The sequence below is a fragment of the Prescottella sp. R16 genome (assembly GCF_030656875.1).
Classification (GTDB): Bacteria; Actinomycetota; Actinomycetes; order Mycobacteriales; family Mycobacteriaceae; genus Prescottella.
In genome coordinates this window covers 1,141,487-1,154,589 of record NZ_CP130943.1, presented here as the reverse complement: position 1 = coordinate 1,154,589, position 13,103 = coordinate 1,141,487, and the positions used below count along the sequence as shown (strand labels likewise).

Here is a 13,103-nt window from a genome sequence, read left to right as displayed (position 1 = left end):
CCACACGGTACCCGGCCCGGTCAGGCCAACAGGCCACGCTCCCTCGCGACGGCCACCGCAGCGGTGCGGCTGTCGACCTCGAGCTTGGTGAACGCATGCACCAGATGCGATTTGACGGTGGCCTCGCTGACGAACAGCTGCTTCGCGATCGCCCGGTTCGACAGTCCCTGCGCCACCAGGCCCAGCACCTCGATCTCCCGTCCGCTCAGGTCGGCGCGGGGCTGCTGCATGCGCCGGTACAGCCGCTGCGCCACGTCGGGGTCCAGGACCGTCTCACCGCGGGCCGCCGCGAACACCGAGTCGATCAGCACCTGCGGGGCGGTGTCCTTGAGCAGATAGCCCGACGCCCCCGCCTCGACCGCACGCAGGATGTCGGCGTCCGTGTCGTACGTGGTGAGGACGACCACTCGCGGCGGCTCCGGTTCCGCGGTGATGCGCGCGGTCGCGCCCGCACCGTCCATTCCCGCTCCCAGCCGCAGATCCATCAGCACCACATCCGGTTTCGACGTGGCCGCCAAGGCCACCGCGTCCTCCCCCGACGACGCCTCCGCGACCACCTCGACACCGTCGTGCGACGCGAGCAGCGCCCGCAGGCCGGCCCGCACCACCGGATGGTCGTCGACCAGTAGAACCCGGACCGTGCTCACAGTGTCCTCCCGACCGGAAGTGTTGCGGCGACGGCGGTTCCGTCGCCGGGGGCGGACTCGACGACGAGGGTTCCCCCGAGCTCGGCGAGCCGATCCCGCATCGCCCGCAGACCGAAACCACCGGCCTCGCGCTGATCGAACCCGATCCCGTCGTCGACGACGTCGAGCCGCACCTCGTCGGCAGCGTAGCCGAGAGTCACCCGCACCCGGTGCGCCTGCGAATGCAGCCGCACGTTCGCGAGAGCACTCTGCGCGACCCGCAGCAACGCGACATCGCATTCCATCGAGGGGATACCGGGGTCACCGTCGGTGCGCAGTTCCCCGGCGATACCGGTCTGTTCGGTCAGCTGCGCGAGCACCCGGCGCAGCGCCGACTCGAGCGGAGCCGATTCGAGATCCGCGGGGGCGAGGGCCGCCACCACCCGCCGCGCCTCGGTCAGGTTCTCCTGCGCGGTGTCGGCGATCTGCGTGAAGATCGCGGTCGGTTCGGTTCCCCGTTGTCCGGCCCGCGCGAGCAGCAGGATCGACGAGAACCCCTGCGCGAGCGTGTCGTGGATGTCGCGGGCCAGCCGGGAACGTTCCGCGAGCACCCCGGATTCGCGTTGCAGCAACGCGAGTTCGTCCTGTGCGCCGACGAGTTCACGGTGCGCCTCGGTGAGCTCGTCGACCAGCAACTGGCGTTGCTCGGCCTCCCGCGCCAACTGCTGGTACACCATCGCCATCCCGGCGGCGACCGTCGCCCCGATCACCGGGCCGAGGATCGACGGCACCGTGTCGGTGTCACCGTGCCACAGGCTCGCCCCGATCGCGACCGCGGTCAGCGCAACGGTCGCGGCGAGCGCCTGCGGAATCGACAGCAGATGGAACGTGAGGAAGAACAGTGCGAATGTGACCCATACGAAGTTGGGATCGGACACCACGAGTACCAGCCAGCCGAACACGAGCACCGCCAGCCACCATCGTCCGGCGCTGCCCGCGAACGCCCCCGGCCGGCGGGCCACGGCCACACCCGCGAAATACCACGCGAGTTCCACCGCGGCCAGCAGCACGATCCACCAGCCGTCCGCACCGTCCACGGCGAGGACCCGCCCGACGCCGACGGCCAGCAGGGCCGCGAACAAACCGTGGGCACCGAACTGCATCACCCGCAGGATCGGGGCCACGCCACCGCGGTGGGCCGCGTCGGAGTCATTGTGGTGGGCCGCGTCGGAGGCGCCGTGATGGGCCGCGTCGCCGGATGGGGCCGCGTCGGAGGCACGGTAGCTCTGCATTTCGCTCACGCTAACACCGAAACCACCGGTGAGCGCCCTGCGAGGAGGCGTCTCGCTCTTTCTCGAACTTTCGATGGAGCGGCGGACCCAACCGATGCGCGATGCCCCGGACGGCTCGGTCCCGGGAAGCTGGAGTCATGTTCCTGAGCCTTCGAGATCTCCGTTTCGCCAAGGGCCGATTCATGCTGATGAGTTCGGCTCTGTTCCTGATCTCCCTGATGGTCGTGATGCTGTCGGGCCTGACCACCGGGCTGGGCAACCAGTCGATCGCGGCGGTCCAGCACATGGGTGCCGACCGTTTCGCGTTCGGCGCGCCGGCGGAGGGGCAGTCGCTGTCCTTCGGCGAGTCCACCGTCACGGAGCAGCAGCGGGCCACGCTCGCGGCCGCCCCCGGCGTCGACGCCGCGGTCACCGTCGGTATCGCACCGGTACGGATCACCACCGACGGCCGCGAGGTCGCGGCGTCGGCGTTCGGTGTCGACGGCCGGTCGTTCGCAGCGCCCGTGCCGCTCGCGGCCGGGGACGCCGCCGTCGACCGCGACCTGGCCTCCGAGAACGGCTGGGAGGTCGGTGACAGCATCGGTATCGGCGAGCAGACCTTCACGATCGGCGCGCTCGTCGACGACTCGTTCTACAGCCACCAGTCGGTGGTGTGGATCGATCACGGCGCCTGGACGCAACTGCCGAGCGCGGGCGGCAGCGACGGCACCGTGATCGCGCTGCGCACGTCCGGAAACTTCGACGCCGCCACCGCCGGTGCCGCCACCGGCAGCGAGATCACCACGGTCCAGGGTGCCCTCGACGCGATCGGCTCCTACACCTCCGAACGCGGATCGCTGCTGCTCATGCAGGTGATGTTGATGGTGGTCAGTGCGCTCGTCGTCGGCGCGTTCTTCACCGTCTGGACGATTCAGCGCGGCCAGGATCTCGCGGTCCTCAAGGCCGTCGGCGCGTCCACCCGTTACCTGCTGCGCGACGCTCTCGGGCAGTCGCTGATCGTGCTGACCGTCGGCGCCGGTCTCGGCACCCTCGCCGCGGTCGGGCTGGGTGCGATCGCGTCGTCCGTCGTCCCGTTCACGCTGACCCTGTCGGGCACGTTCGTGCCGTACGCCGCGCTGATCGTGATGGGCATGATCGGCGCCGGTGCCGCCCTGGCCCGGATCGTGTCGATCGACCCGCAGACCGCGCTCGCGACCGCCCGCTGACCGGCATCTCCCGAAAGGACTCCCCCCATGAGCATCGAACTGCGCGACATCTGCCTGTCCTACCCCGACGGCGACACCCGCCTGCACGCCCTCGACCACGTCGATATGCAGGTCGACCGCGGCGAGCTGGTCGCGGTCACCGGGCCGTCCGGTTCCGGCAAGTCGAGCCTGCTGGCCGTCGCCGGCCTGCTCACCACCCCCGATTCCGGGTCGGTGACGATCGACGGCACCGATGTCACCGGACTCGGCCGCGGCGCCCGCACCGAGATGCGCCGGGAGAAGCTCGGATTCGTGTTCCAGCAGTCGAACCTGCTGCCGTCGCTCACGGCGACGGAACAGTTGCTGATGATCACGCATCTGAACGGCGGTTCGGTGCGCGGTGCCCGGGCGCGGGCCCGCGATCTGCTGGGCAGTCTCGGGCTCGGGCAGCAGTTGGACCGCCGGCCCCATCAGCTGTCCGGTGGTCAGCGGCAGCGGGTCGCGATCGCCCGGTCGCTGGTGAACGATCCGGCGGTACTGCTGGTCGACGAGCCCACGTCGGCGCTCGACGAGGAACGCAGCCGTGAGATCGTGGCACTGTTGGCCGACCTGAGCCGTGAGCGGTCGGTGGCGACAGTGATGGTGACGCACGACCTGTCGCAGCTCGACCTCGTCGACACCGCGTACGAGATGCACAGCGGCGCACTGCGTCCGCGGGCGATGGTTACAGCAGCGCGCTGAACCGGTCGTTGGCCTTCTGCATCACGAACTCGTACGGCGGCGCGAACTTGCGCGCCCACCAGTAGCCGAACCGGACGTCCGCGGACGTGTACACCATGAACCGGTTCTTCTCGATGCCCGCGACGATGCGGGAGGCCACCTTCTCGGGCGTCACCGCATGCTTCTCGAAACGCCGCGTGAGCTTCTCCACCTTCGGGTCGGTGCGGTCGACGCCCGCGATCTGCACCGTCCCGACCAGTGGGGTCCGGACCCCACCGGGAACGACGAGGCTGACACCGATCCCGTGCCGCTTCAGGTCGAACCGCAGCACCTCGGATACGCCGCGCAGACCGAATTTGCCGGCACTGTAGGCCGCATGCCACGGCAGGGCCAGCAACCCCGCCGCCGACGACACGTTGACCAGGTGGCCGCCCCGACCGGCCGCGATCATCGGCGGCACGAACCGTTCGATGACGTGGATGGGGCCCATCAGGTTGACGTCGACCATCGACTTCCAGTGCCGGTGCTCGAGATTCTCGACGGTGCCCCACGCCGAGATCCCTGCGATGTTCATGACCACGTCGACGCTGTCGACCTTCTCGTGGACGGCGTCGGCGAATGCGACGACCGCGTCGAAATCCGAGACGTCGAGTGCATGCGCACAGAGGACCGTGCCGCCGCCGCGTCCGACGAGCGCCGCCGTCTCGGCGAGACCGATCTCGTTGACGTCGGTGAGGACGAGTTCGCCGCCGCGCGCCGCGACCGCGAGTGCGGTGGCCCGTCCGATCCCGCTCGCTGCCCCGGTGATCACACACGTCTTGCCGTCGAGCGTCCTGATCGCCATCGCGTACTGCCCCCACTTCGCCGATTCGGTCCGTGCGGGCAGTGTACGTGCCGCGGTCAGAGTCGCTGGGTCATCTCGTCCTGGTAGTCGCGGATGGTCTTCTCGATGTCGTCGGCGTCCTCCGGTCGCCCGTGGCTGCGTGCCTCGTCGGCACGGTCACGCAGCATGCGGATCGCCCGGCGCAATTCCGTGTCACTCATTCTGCGGTCCATGGCTACAGTCTCCCCCAATCCTGCCGCCACCGACGCGTCATCCAGCACGCCGATTCGAGCTACCGTGAAGTTATTGCAGACTCGGCCCGACACACCGGCGTCTCAATCGATTCATGGCCGCAGACGGAACGAACAGTAGATCAATCTTCTTAATCGAGCTACCCGCCGGTTACCTCCGATGCTACGATCGTCGCGATGTCTGACTTCGCCGCACGGCTCAACAAGCTCTTCGACACCGTCCACCCCCCGGGCCGGAAACCGCACACCAATGCGGAGGTCGCGAACGCCCTGGTCGCGGACGGTCATCAGATCTCGAAGCCGTACATCTCGCAACTCCGCTCCGGGCAGCGGAGCAATCCGTCGGACGAGACCGTCGCGGCGTTCGCGAAGTTCTTCAAGGTGACGCCCGCCTACTTCTTCAACGACATCTACGCCGCGAAGGTCGATCACGACCTCGAACTGCTGTCCCGGCTGCAGGGCTACGGGCTGCGCCGGCTCACGACGCGGGCGTTCGACCTGTCCGAGGACTCCCTGGCGCTGCTCTCCACGCTCGCCGAGAAACTACGGGCCGCCGAGGGACTACCCGAGATCCCGCCGGACGCGACACACTGACGACACGAAGGGCCCCCTCCGATGGAGGGGGCCCTTCGTGTTGGTGGAGCTGAGGGGAATCGAACCCCTGACCTCTTCGATGCGAACGAAGCGCGCTACCAACTGCGCCACAGCCCCGAACCACGATCCGCTTTCGCTGACCGCTCGGAAACTCTAACAGGATCCTGTCCCGTTCAACGAATCGCCTGGTCAGCGGGCGTAAATCGAGGTCACATGGCGCGACGCATATCGTCGTAGCCCTCGTGGCCGGCATAGCCGTCGTCGTGTCCGCGGCCGTCGTGTCGTGCAATTTCCGCGTCGTAGTGCTCGAGGTGGTCGAACGCCGGATCCTCGTCGTCGACCTCGAGGACCACGGCACCCGGGCGTCGCACACGCGACGGCCGCGCCGCGTCGCTGTATCCGGCGCCGCCGTACCCCGCATCGTCGTACTCGTCGTCGTACTCCGCGTCCGTCCGAGACCGGCCCAGACGCGCCATCCGGCGCCGCCGGATCTCCTGCTCCAACGTGACCTGCCGGCGCAGGTAGGCCAGATAGCCGACGAGACCGCAGAAGGACGCGGCGAACACCCACCACATGATCGGAGTCAGCGCCACCGCCAGCCCCGCCGTGAGGAGCGCGGCGAACACGAGCCCGAGCACGGCCCGCTGACGGAACCGGTACCGCTCGGCCCGGGCGATCGCGTCGGCCTCCGGATCGAATCCTCCCCGCCCGCGCCGACTCGGCACGAAGTCCCGTTCGACCCGGCCGTCGACCGTCTCGGTTTCGGCGTGAGCGTCCATTCGATCCTCCGCATCTGTGCCGTACATGTCTCCGTGCAATTCGCTGTCACAGGTGTCACTGCCGTGAGTGTCGCTGCTCTGACTGGTGGGGCCGTGTTCCCAGTTCGGGTCGCTGCGGTGACCCACCGCCGGGCCACGAACCGGGCGTTTCATGCCCCCACGGAACAGCACCCGCGTGGCGAGCGCCGCGTCTGTCGTCTGCCGAATCCGTGGACGTTTGCTCACGAGCATGGGAACGAGGACGAACAGCCACACCGCGACGAGCGCGATCCAGATGATCGAGGAACTCGGCATACCGACGACCTCCTCCTTCGTCTATCACGAACCGTCACCAGATTAGTGGTACAGCTGCCCCTACTGCCGCAGACGCGCCGACTCAGCTTTCGCAGGCGTCACACCCGTCACTCGATTATCGCCCTTCCGGACGAAAATTGCAGCCTCGAGATTCGATCGGCACAACCGGACCAAGTGTTACGGACATCACCGACATGTGGCCGGAACGGCCGAATCAGCGCAATTTACGCCCGACATCGAATCGTTAGATTTTGTTTATGGAAATCGCGTGAACAAGTGTCCAAACTCTTACGCGTCAGTGATCGAGAAACGGATACTGCAACCGGGACGCCCATATGGCCCTCCCTCCACCGCGGCCGGCCCGGCCCGCACACGTAGACGAGGAATTCTCATGGTCGTGCATCACCAGTCTTCCTTCCGCAACATCGTCCGCCTCGGGACCGCGGTCGTCGCGGGAGCATCCGCACTCGTGCTGACCGCGGCGGGTACCGCCGGCGCCGACGTCCTGGCACAGGAGAACACCTTCGCCCACACCACGAGCTTCGACGGCTGGGAACTGAACATCGACCAGACCGGGCAATCGATCAACAGCGTCGTCCCGCTGTCGGGGAACCAGTTCACCCGGGACCTCTTCGCGAGCGGGCGCGCCCTCGCCACCGTCACCGGGAACGGCACCTCCCCCTACACCGGAGGCATCCTCGAGGTCGGCTATCAGATCGGCTATCAGGTGGACGTGGCCAACGGTGCCGTGATCACCGGGAACGCGGGCATCACCCCCAACGCCAACGTGCTGCCCGAGGCCGCACAGACCCTCATCGTCACCGCCGACCCGCAGATTCCGCTGGCCACCGAGATCCTCACCGGGCAGGCCCTCGACCTGGGTGTCGAAACCCCCCTCGAAGGCAACCTGACCACCCAGATCTCCCCCGGCACCATCGCGACCGTGCCGATCCAGAAGAAGGAGTGCAAGACGACGCAGTGCGCGATCACGCTGCGCGACGTCCACCTCGAGGTCAACCACGCGGCCGGCACGGTGACGATCCGGTCGTACGCGATCTTCACCGCGTCCACCGACATCGCCGACGACGTCGTCGTCAGCTACGGCCCGCCCGTCGTGGTCTGACCGGGCCGGTGGGCCGGACCGGCTAAGCCCAGCCGGCCCGGCCCGCGCGCACCAGTCGGTCGGACACCGAGCCGGGCACCTCCTCGACGGTCATCGCGACCAGCAGGTGGTCCCGCCACTGCCCGTCGACGTCGAGGTAGCGACGCAACAGGCCCTCCTCCCGGAAACCGACGTGCTCGAGCACAGCCCGGCTGGCGTGGTTCTCCGGCCGCACCGTCGCCTCCACCCGGTGCAGACCGACCTGGCCGAAGCAGTGGTCGAGACCGAGCGCGAGCGCACCGGTCGCAATGCCCTGCCCCGCGACGGCCCGGTCCACCCAGTAGCCGATCCAGGCCGACGACAGTGCGCCCCGCACGATGTTGCCGACGGTGATCTGCCCGGCGAACGCCCCGTCGACCTCGATCGCCAGGGGCAGCATGCGTCCGCGGCGGGCCTCGCCACGCAGGCTCGAACACAGGCCCGGCCACGCCGTGACGTGATGCCGGTCGTCCCACGGGGCCTGCCCCGTCGGCTCCCACGGCTCGAGCTGTTCCCGGTTCTCGATCCGCAGCCGACTCCAGATCGGCGCGTCCCGCAACCGGACGGGACGCAACGTGACCCGGCCGGCGGGTACCCGCAACGGGCCGATCCGCGCGGGCCATCCCGGATGCACGGACATCACGAGGTCAGCCGCGCTGCGCGAGGAAGGAGACTTCCACCTCGTCACCGGCCCGGATCTCCGTGACCTCCGGATCGACGAGCACCAGACAGTTGGCCTCCGCGAGCGTCGCGAGCAGATGCGACGAGCCACCCGGGGCACCGCCGAGCGCCTGCACCAGATATTCGCCGGTCGTCTCGTCCCGCATCAGCTGACCGCGCAGGAACCCCTTGCGGTTCGCGATCGACGTCACCGGCGACACCGTCCGGGCGGTCACGATGCGGCGCATCGGCTGGCGGCGACCCAGCGCGATCCGGATGAGGGGGCGCACCATGACCTCGAACACCACCAGCGCACTCACCGGATTGGACGGCAGCAGGAACGTCGGGACCTCGTCCCGGCCGAGCTGACCGAAGCCCTGCACCGACCCGGGATGCATCGCGACCCGCTCCACCTCGAGATCCCCGAGATCGGCCAGCGCCTCCCGCACCTCGTCGGAGGCTCCGCCACCGACCGCACCGGCGATCACCACGATCTCGGAGCGGATCAGCTGGCCCTCGACGACCTCCCGCAGGCGACGCGGATCGGTCGTCGCGATCCCGACCCGGTTGACGTCGGCACCGGCGTCGCGGGCCGCGGCCGCCAGCGCGTACGAGTTGACGTCGTACACCTGCCCCGGCCCGGGAGTGCGGTCGATGTCGACCAGTTCACCGCCCACCGAGATGACCGACAGGCGCGGACGCGGATGCACCAGCACCTTGTCCCGCCCGACGGCCGCCAGCAGACCCACCTGCGCGGCCCCGATGATCGTGCCCGCCCGGACCGCGACGTCGCCGGGCTGGACGTCGTCACCGGCCCGCCGGACGTAGTCGCCCGACCGGACCGGCTTGTAGACCTTGACGCGGGCGTGCCCGCCGTCGGTGCGGTCCATCGGCAGCACGGCGTCGGCGAGGGTGGGCATCGGCGCGCCGGTGTCGACGCGGACGGCCTGCCGGGGCTGCAGCCGGATCGGCTGCCGCGACCCCGCCGTCACCTCCCCCACCACGGGCAGGGTCAGTTCGGTCGGTTCACCGTCCTCGCCGCGCACGTCGCCGCCCGCGGAGAGCACGTCGACACTGCGGACCGCGTAACCGTCGATCGCGGCCTGGTCGAAGCCCGGCAGTGGCCGTTCGGTCACCACTTCTTCGGCACACAGCAGTCCCTGGGCCTCGGAGATCGCCACCCGGACCGGCCGGGGCGCCACCGCGGCAGCAGTCACTCGTGATTGCTGCTCCTCAACCGAGCGCATGTGGTACCTCGTCCTCCCGACCGTGTCGACCCGACTCCTGCTACTGAACCGTCACTCGGCGGACGACTCGTCGAGCCTGTCGACCAGCCACTCGCGCAGGGACGGGCCGTACTCCTCGCTGTTCAACGCAAAGTCAACCGCAGCGCGCAGGTAGCCGCCGGGATTTCCCAGATCGTGTCGGGATCCGCGGTGCACCACCACGTGTACCGGATGCCCCTCCTCGATCAGCAGGGCGATGGCGTCGGTGAGCTGCAGCTCCCCGCCGGCCCCGGGTTCGATCCGGCGCAGCGCGTCGAAGATCGCACGGTCGAGCAGATACCGGCCGGCGGCCGCGAACGTCGACGGCGCATCCGCCATCGCCGGCTTCTCGACCATGCCGGTGACCTTGAGTACGTCGGGGTTGGTGGCGTCGGGTACGTCCTCGACATCGAAGACGCCGTACGCGCTCACCTGCTCCTTGGGGACGTCGATCGCGCACAGCACGGTGCCGCCCCGCTTGGCGCGGACCCGCGCCATCGTCTCGAGCACGCCGCGCGGCATCACCAGATCGTCCGGGAGCAGGACGGCGATCGCGTCCTCGTCGTCGCCGAGCACCGCTTCCGCGCAGCCGACGGCATGCCCGAGGCCGAGCGGCTCGGCCTGGACGACGGATTCGACTTCGAGCAGTCCCGGCGCCTTACGGACCTTCTCGAGCAGGTGGTGCTTGCCGCTGGCTTCGAGCTTGCTCTCGAGGACCAGATCCTCGACGAAGTGAGCTACGACACCGTCCTTGCCCGGCGATGTCACGATGACGAGACGGTTCGCCCCCGAATCGGCCGCCTCACCCGCCACCAGTTCGATACCGGGGGTGTCCACCACCGGGAGCAGTTCCTTCGGAACCGTCTTCGTTGCAGGTAGGAACCGGGTTCCCATCCCTGCTGCGGGCACCACTGCCGTCCGGAAGGCCCTGTTGTCATTGGTGACGGCTTCTGTCATAACTCACCACCCTATCCACCGGCCCCCGCGGCCGGTCGGAGCGATCCTAAGGTGAGGATCGTGAAAATGCGTTCCAAGTCGGACTGGCGGACGCACGTCCTCCGTGAACGACGGTCCGTCACCCTCGAAGTGCGGGCCGCCGAGGCGACCGCCCTGGTCAGGTCCGTCACATCCGCGGCCGCGGCACTCGCTCCCAGACCGGGTGCACGCACCGCCTGTGCATACGTTCCGGTCGGTTCCGAACCGGGTTCGGTGGCGATGCTCGACGCCCTCCGCACGGCCGAGTGGCGAATCCTGCTCCCCGTCACCGGAGCGCCCGGTCCGCTCGAATGGTCCGAGTTCACAGGCGCCGACAGCCTGGCTCCCGCCGCCCACGGCCTGCGCGAGCCGACCGGACCGGTACTGCCGCCGTCCGAGGTCGAGACCGCATCGGTGCTGTTCGTGCCGGCACTCGCGGTCGACCGGTCCGGAACCCGCCTCGGCCGGGGCGCCGGCTTCTACGACCGCACACTGGGCGCGATCACTCCCGGCACCGCCCTGGTCGCCGTCGTCCGGGACGACGAACTGGTGGCCTCGCTACCGGCCGACCCGCACGACGTCCCCATGACACACGCCCTCACCCCGGGCCTGGGACTGGTACCGCTGGGGTCGCACACCGGCCCGGAATAGCGGACGGGTTCGCGATGTTGGCACTTTCGACTGTAGAGTGCCAACACCTGCGGTTTGACAACCCAACGCGCTACACCTGCGGAGGACGCCCGTGCCCACCTACTCGTACGCCTGCACCGAGTGCGACAACCGATTCGACATCGTGCAGTCGTTCACCGACGACACGCTGACCGTGTGCCCGGAATGCACCGGCAAGCTCCGCAAGCTGTTCAACTCGGTCGGCATCGTGTTCAAGGGCAGCGGCTTCTACCGCACCGACAGCCGGGGCGGCGGGTCCACCACCGCGAGCGAGCCCGCGAAGAAGAGCGACTCGGCGAGCACGTCTTCTGCATCGTCCACGTCGTCAGGCACCTCCGCGCCGGCCGCCGCGAGCTGACCCCGCAGCAGAGTTGTCCACAGCTCCTCGTTCATCCACAGGCCGGCGCTGAACGCCGCTTTCGACGGGGGCCGGCAGCACCCGCGGCTCTAGCGTTCCGGGCATGGCCCACGCACCGTCCCGTCGGCGGGACCCCCACGGCACCCGCTCTCTCGCGCCGTCCCTCGGTGGCCGTCTCGGTGCACGACTGCGCCCGGACCTGATCCGGTCGGACACCGCCCGCCGGACCGCCGCCGTCGTCCTCGTACTGATCGCGGTGGCCCTCTTCGTCCGGGACGCCCGCGTCGCCGCCGGTGAACCAGTGGTCGTCGCCGCCCGCGACCTGACCCCCGGAGATGTCCTCACCGACGCCGACGTCCGGATCGTCGACCGACCCGGCAGCGAGCTGCCACAGGGCAGCGTGCAACGCATCGACGGTGTCACCGGGCGTACCGTCGCCGCTCCCGTCCGCGGTGGCGAGATCCTCACCGACCTCCGGGTACTGGGACCACGCCTCGCCGCGGCCGCGGCCGGGTCACCCGACGCGCGCGTGGTGCCGGTACGCCTGACCGACACCGGTGTCGCGGACGTGATCCGGGAAGGCGACCGCGTCGACGTGCTCACCGTGCGCGGCCACGACACCGGTGGTTCCACGGCCACGCCGCCGTCGGCCACCGTCCTGGCCTCCGATGCCGCCGTCGTGCTGGTGTCCCCCGAATCCTCGTCCGGTACCCGGCGGGAGCGGATCGTGATGCTCGCCCTGCCCGCGAGCGAGGCCGGCGCCGTGGCCGCCGCGTCGTTGACCGACGCGATCACCGTCACCCTGCACTAGGGTTTCCCCGAGAAGTCCGACACACGAGGGGATGTCAGATGCTGAAGGGTTTCAAGGATTTCCTGCTCCGCGGAAACGTGCTCGACCTCGCGGTCGCGGTCGTCGTGGGTGCCGCGTTCACGGCGATCGTCACGGCGTTCACGAGCAACATCATCAATCCGCTCGTCGCGGCGCTCGGCGGATCGAACGAATACGGGTGGGGATTCACCATCGTCGCCGGTAACCAGGAGACGTTCGTCAACGTCGGCGCCGTGGTCACCGCGATCATCAACTTCGTCATCATCGCGGCCGTCGTCTACTTCGTGCTGATCGTGCCCGCGAACCACGTCAAGGCGCGCTTCGCGACGGAAGAAGAGGACGAGAAGGCCAGCGAGACAGACCTGCTCATCCAGATCCGCGACATCCTCGCCGAGGGCCGCATCGGCGAGACCGGCGCACCCTCCACCGACGGCGGCAAGCACACCCGTTCGTTCGACCAGCAGACCTAACCGTGGTGCGGCGGCACCTGCCGTCGCAGCCACTCGTCCTGCCCACCCGAGGCCTCCGACGCGCCGTCACGCGACCGCTCGTCGGAGGTCTGGTCGGGCAGGACTGCGCCGAAGATCGCATCGAGCCGGGCCCGGTCGATCCGGGTCTTCCCGTCAGCCATGATGTTTCGCGC

The 13,103-nt window shown here is 69.1% G+C and carries 17 protein-coding genes and 1 tRNA gene; 8 read left to right on the top strand and 10 right to left on the bottom strand.

Going from position 1 to position 13,103, the window contains the following annotated elements; all coding sequences use genetic code 11:
- Nucleotides 1-20: 20 nt before the first annotated feature.
- Nucleotides 21-647 (bottom strand): response regulator, encoded by a 627-nt coding sequence (locus tag Q5696_RS05460; protein ID WP_305094191.1) that lies wholly within the window; start codon nucleotides 645-647, stop codon nucleotides 21-23.
- Nucleotides 644-1,789 carry a sensor histidine kinase gene (locus tag Q5696_RS05455; protein ID WP_370654904.1) on the bottom strand — a complete coding sequence of 382 codons (1,146 nt, stop codon included), beginning with the start codon at nucleotides 1,787-1,789 and terminating at the stop codon, nucleotides 644-646. Before Q5696_RS05455 ends, Q5696_RS05460 begins: the two co-directional genes overlap by 4 nt.
- Before the next feature lie 266 nt (nucleotides 1,790-2,055).
- On the opposite strand from Q5696_RS05455, the gene Q5696_RS05450 reads away from it, so the two are divergent.
- Both Q5696_RS05450 and Q5696_RS05445 read left to right on the top strand, forming a co-directional pair.
- Nucleotides 2,056-3,123, top strand: a complete 1,068-nt coding sequence (locus Q5696_RS05450) for an ABC transporter permease (RefSeq protein ID WP_305094190.1) — start codon at nucleotides 2,056-2,058, stop codon at nucleotides 3,121-3,123.
- A gap of 27 nt (nucleotides 3,124-3,150) precedes the next feature.
- Nucleotides 3,151-3,843, top strand: coding sequence for an ABC transporter ATP-binding protein (locus Q5696_RS05445; protein WP_305094189.1), 693 nt, complete (start codon nucleotides 3,151-3,153; stop codon nucleotides 3,841-3,843).
- Here Q5696_RS05445 and Q5696_RS05440 read toward each other — a convergent pair.
- Both Q5696_RS05440 and Q5696_RS05435 read right to left on the bottom strand, forming a co-directional pair.
- Nucleotides 3,827-4,666 (bottom strand): SDR family oxidoreductase, encoded by an 840-nt coding sequence (locus tag Q5696_RS05440; RefSeq protein WP_305094188.1) that lies wholly within the window; start codon nucleotides 4,664-4,666, stop codon nucleotides 3,827-3,829. The two genes, Q5696_RS05445 and Q5696_RS05440, sit on opposite strands and share 17 nt — an antisense overlap.
- Before the next feature lie 56 nt (nucleotides 4,667-4,722).
- Complete coding sequence (locus Q5696_RS05435; RefSeq protein ID WP_305094187.1) at nucleotides 4,723-4,866, bottom strand: hypothetical protein; 144 nt, start codon at nucleotides 4,864-4,866, stop codon at nucleotides 4,723-4,725.
- Between the two features lie 207 nt (nucleotides 4,867-5,073).
- Between Q5696_RS05435 and Q5696_RS05430 the strand changes: the two genes are divergently transcribed.
- Nucleotides 5,074-5,490 (top strand): helix-turn-helix domain-containing protein, encoded by a 417-nt coding sequence (locus tag Q5696_RS05430; RefSeq protein WP_305094186.1) that lies wholly within the window; start codon nucleotides 5,074-5,076, stop codon nucleotides 5,488-5,490.
- A gap of 41 nt (nucleotides 5,491-5,531) precedes the next feature.
- On the opposite strand, the gene Q5696_RS05425 is transcribed toward Q5696_RS05430, so the two are convergent.
- Nucleotides 5,532-5,607, bottom strand: a tRNA-Ala gene (locus Q5696_RS05425).
- A gap of 92 nt (nucleotides 5,608-5,699) precedes the next feature.
- Nucleotides 5,700-6,563: a divisome protein SepX/GlpR gene (gene sepX / locus Q5696_RS05420; RefSeq protein WP_305094185.1), complete on the bottom strand. Its 864-nt coding sequence runs from the start codon at nucleotides 6,561-6,563 to the stop codon at nucleotides 5,700-5,702.
- 391 nt (nucleotides 6,564-6,954) lie between these two features.
- Between sepX and Q5696_RS05415 the strand changes: the two genes are divergently transcribed.
- Nucleotides 6,955-7,686, top strand: a complete 732-nt coding sequence (locus Q5696_RS05415) for an MspA family porin (RefSeq protein ID WP_305094184.1) — start codon at nucleotides 6,955-6,957, stop codon at nucleotides 7,684-7,686.
- Between the two features lie 22 nt (nucleotides 7,687-7,708).
- Here Q5696_RS05415 and Q5696_RS05410 read toward each other — a convergent pair whose 3' ends face one another.
- The 3 genes from Q5696_RS05410 to Q5696_RS05400 are packed head-to-tail and all read right to left on the bottom strand — an operon-like array spanning nucleotide 7,709 to nucleotide 10,586.
- Nucleotides 7,709-8,344, bottom strand: coding sequence for a GNAT family N-acetyltransferase (locus Q5696_RS05410; protein ID WP_305094183.1), 636 nt, complete (start codon nucleotides 8,342-8,344; stop codon nucleotides 7,709-7,711).
- Nucleotides 8,345-8,351: 7 nt separating this feature from the next.
- A complete protein-coding gene (glp, locus tag Q5696_RS05405; protein WP_305094182.1) occupies nucleotides 8,352-9,611 on the bottom strand; it encodes a molybdotransferase-like divisome protein Glp in 1,260 nt (419 codons plus the stop codon).
- A 51-nt stretch (nucleotides 9,612-9,662) separates the two neighbouring features.
- Nucleotides 9,663-10,586, bottom strand: coding sequence for a UTP--glucose-1-phosphate uridylyltransferase (locus Q5696_RS05400; RefSeq protein WP_305094181.1), 924 nt, complete (start codon nucleotides 10,584-10,586; stop codon nucleotides 9,663-9,665).
- 60 nt (nucleotides 10,587-10,646) lie between these two features.
- On the opposite strand from Q5696_RS05400, the gene Q5696_RS05395 reads away from it, so the two are divergent.
- From Q5696_RS05395 to mscL, 4 genes are all read left to right on the top strand, one after another.
- On the top strand, nucleotides 10,647-11,255 hold the full coding sequence (locus Q5696_RS05395; protein ID WP_305094180.1) for a 5-formyltetrahydrofolate cyclo-ligase: 609 nt from the start codon (nucleotides 10,647-10,649) through the stop codon (nucleotides 11,253-11,255).
- 91 nt (nucleotides 11,256-11,346) lie between these two features.
- A complete protein-coding gene (locus tag Q5696_RS05390; RefSeq protein WP_305094179.1) occupies nucleotides 11,347-11,631 on the top strand; it encodes an FmdB family zinc ribbon protein in 285 nt (94 codons plus the stop codon).
- 103 nt (nucleotides 11,632-11,734) lie between these two features.
- Nucleotides 11,735-12,442 carry a Flp pilus assembly protein CpaB gene (gene cpaB, locus Q5696_RS05385; protein WP_305094177.1) on the top strand — a complete coding sequence of 236 codons (708 nt, stop codon included), beginning with the start codon at nucleotides 11,735-11,737 and terminating at the stop codon, nucleotides 12,440-12,442.
- Between the two features lie 38 nt (nucleotides 12,443-12,480).
- Nucleotides 12,481-12,930 (top strand): large-conductance mechanosensitive channel protein MscL, encoded by a 450-nt coding sequence (gene mscL / locus Q5696_RS05380; RefSeq protein ID WP_305094176.1) that lies wholly within the window; start codon nucleotides 12,481-12,483, stop codon nucleotides 12,928-12,930.
- Here mscL and Q5696_RS05375 read toward each other — a convergent pair.
- Nucleotides 12,927-13,091, bottom strand: a complete 165-nt coding sequence (locus tag Q5696_RS05375) for a hypothetical protein (RefSeq protein ID WP_305094175.1) — start codon at nucleotides 13,089-13,091, stop codon at nucleotides 12,927-12,929. The genes mscL and Q5696_RS05375 overlap by 4 nt on opposite strands.
- Nucleotides 13,092-13,103 lie beyond the last annotated feature (12 nt).

What these genes read in the sequence shown, in the direction of transcription:
- Q5696_RS05455 (WP_370654904.1), bottom strand. Translation starts at nt 1,789, where the DNA reads ATGCAGTTCGGTGCCCACGGTTTGTTCGCGGCCCTGCTGGCCGTCGGC.
- Q5696_RS05450 (WP_305094190.1), top strand. Translation starts at nt 2,056, where the DNA reads ATGTTCCTGAGCCTTCGAGATCTCCGTTTCGCCAAGGGCCGATTCATG.
- Q5696_RS05445 (WP_305094189.1), top strand. Translation starts at nt 3,151, where the DNA reads ATGAGCATCGAACTGCGCGACATCTGCCTGTCCTACCCCGACGGCGAC.
- Q5696_RS05440 (WP_305094188.1), bottom strand. Translation starts at nt 4,666, where the DNA reads ATGGCGATCAGGACGCTCGACGGCAAGACGTGTGTGATCACCGGGGCA.
- Q5696_RS05435 (WP_305094187.1), bottom strand. Translation starts at nt 4,866, where the DNA reads ATGAGTGACACGGAATTGCGCCGGGCGATCCGCATGCTGCGTGACCGT.
- Q5696_RS05430 (WP_305094186.1), top strand. Translation starts at nt 5,074, where the DNA reads ATGTCTGACTTCGCCGCACGGCTCAACAAGCTCTTCGACACCGTCCAC.
- sepX (WP_305094185.1), bottom strand. Translation starts at nt 6,563, where the DNA reads ATGCCGAGTTCCTCGATCATCTGGATCGCGCTCGTCGCGGTGTGGCTG.
- Q5696_RS05415 (WP_305094184.1), top strand. Translation starts at nt 6,955, where the DNA reads ATGGTCGTGCATCACCAGTCTTCCTTCCGCAACATCGTCCGCCTCGGG.
- Q5696_RS05410 (WP_305094183.1), bottom strand. Translation starts at nt 8,344, where the DNA reads ATGTCCGTGCATCCGGGATGGCCCGCGCGGATCGGCCCGTTGCGGGTA.
- glp (WP_305094182.1), bottom strand. Translation starts at nt 9,611, where the DNA reads ATGCGCTCGGTTGAGGAGCAGCAATCACGAGTGACTGCTGCCGCGGTG.
- Q5696_RS05400 (WP_305094181.1), bottom strand. Translation starts at nt 10,586, where the DNA reads ATGACAGAAGCCGTCACCAATGACAACAGGGCCTTCCGGACGGCAGTG.
- cpaB (WP_305094177.1), top strand. Translation starts at nt 11,735, where the DNA reads ATGGCCCACGCACCGTCCCGTCGGCGGGACCCCCACGGCACCCGCTCT.
- mscL (WP_305094176.1), top strand. Translation starts at nt 12,481, where the DNA reads ATGCTGAAGGGTTTCAAGGATTTCCTGCTCCGCGGAAACGTGCTCGAC.
- Q5696_RS05375 (WP_305094175.1), bottom strand. Translation starts at nt 13,091, where the DNA reads ATGGCTGACGGGAAGACCCGGATCGACCGGGCCCGGCTCGATGCGATC.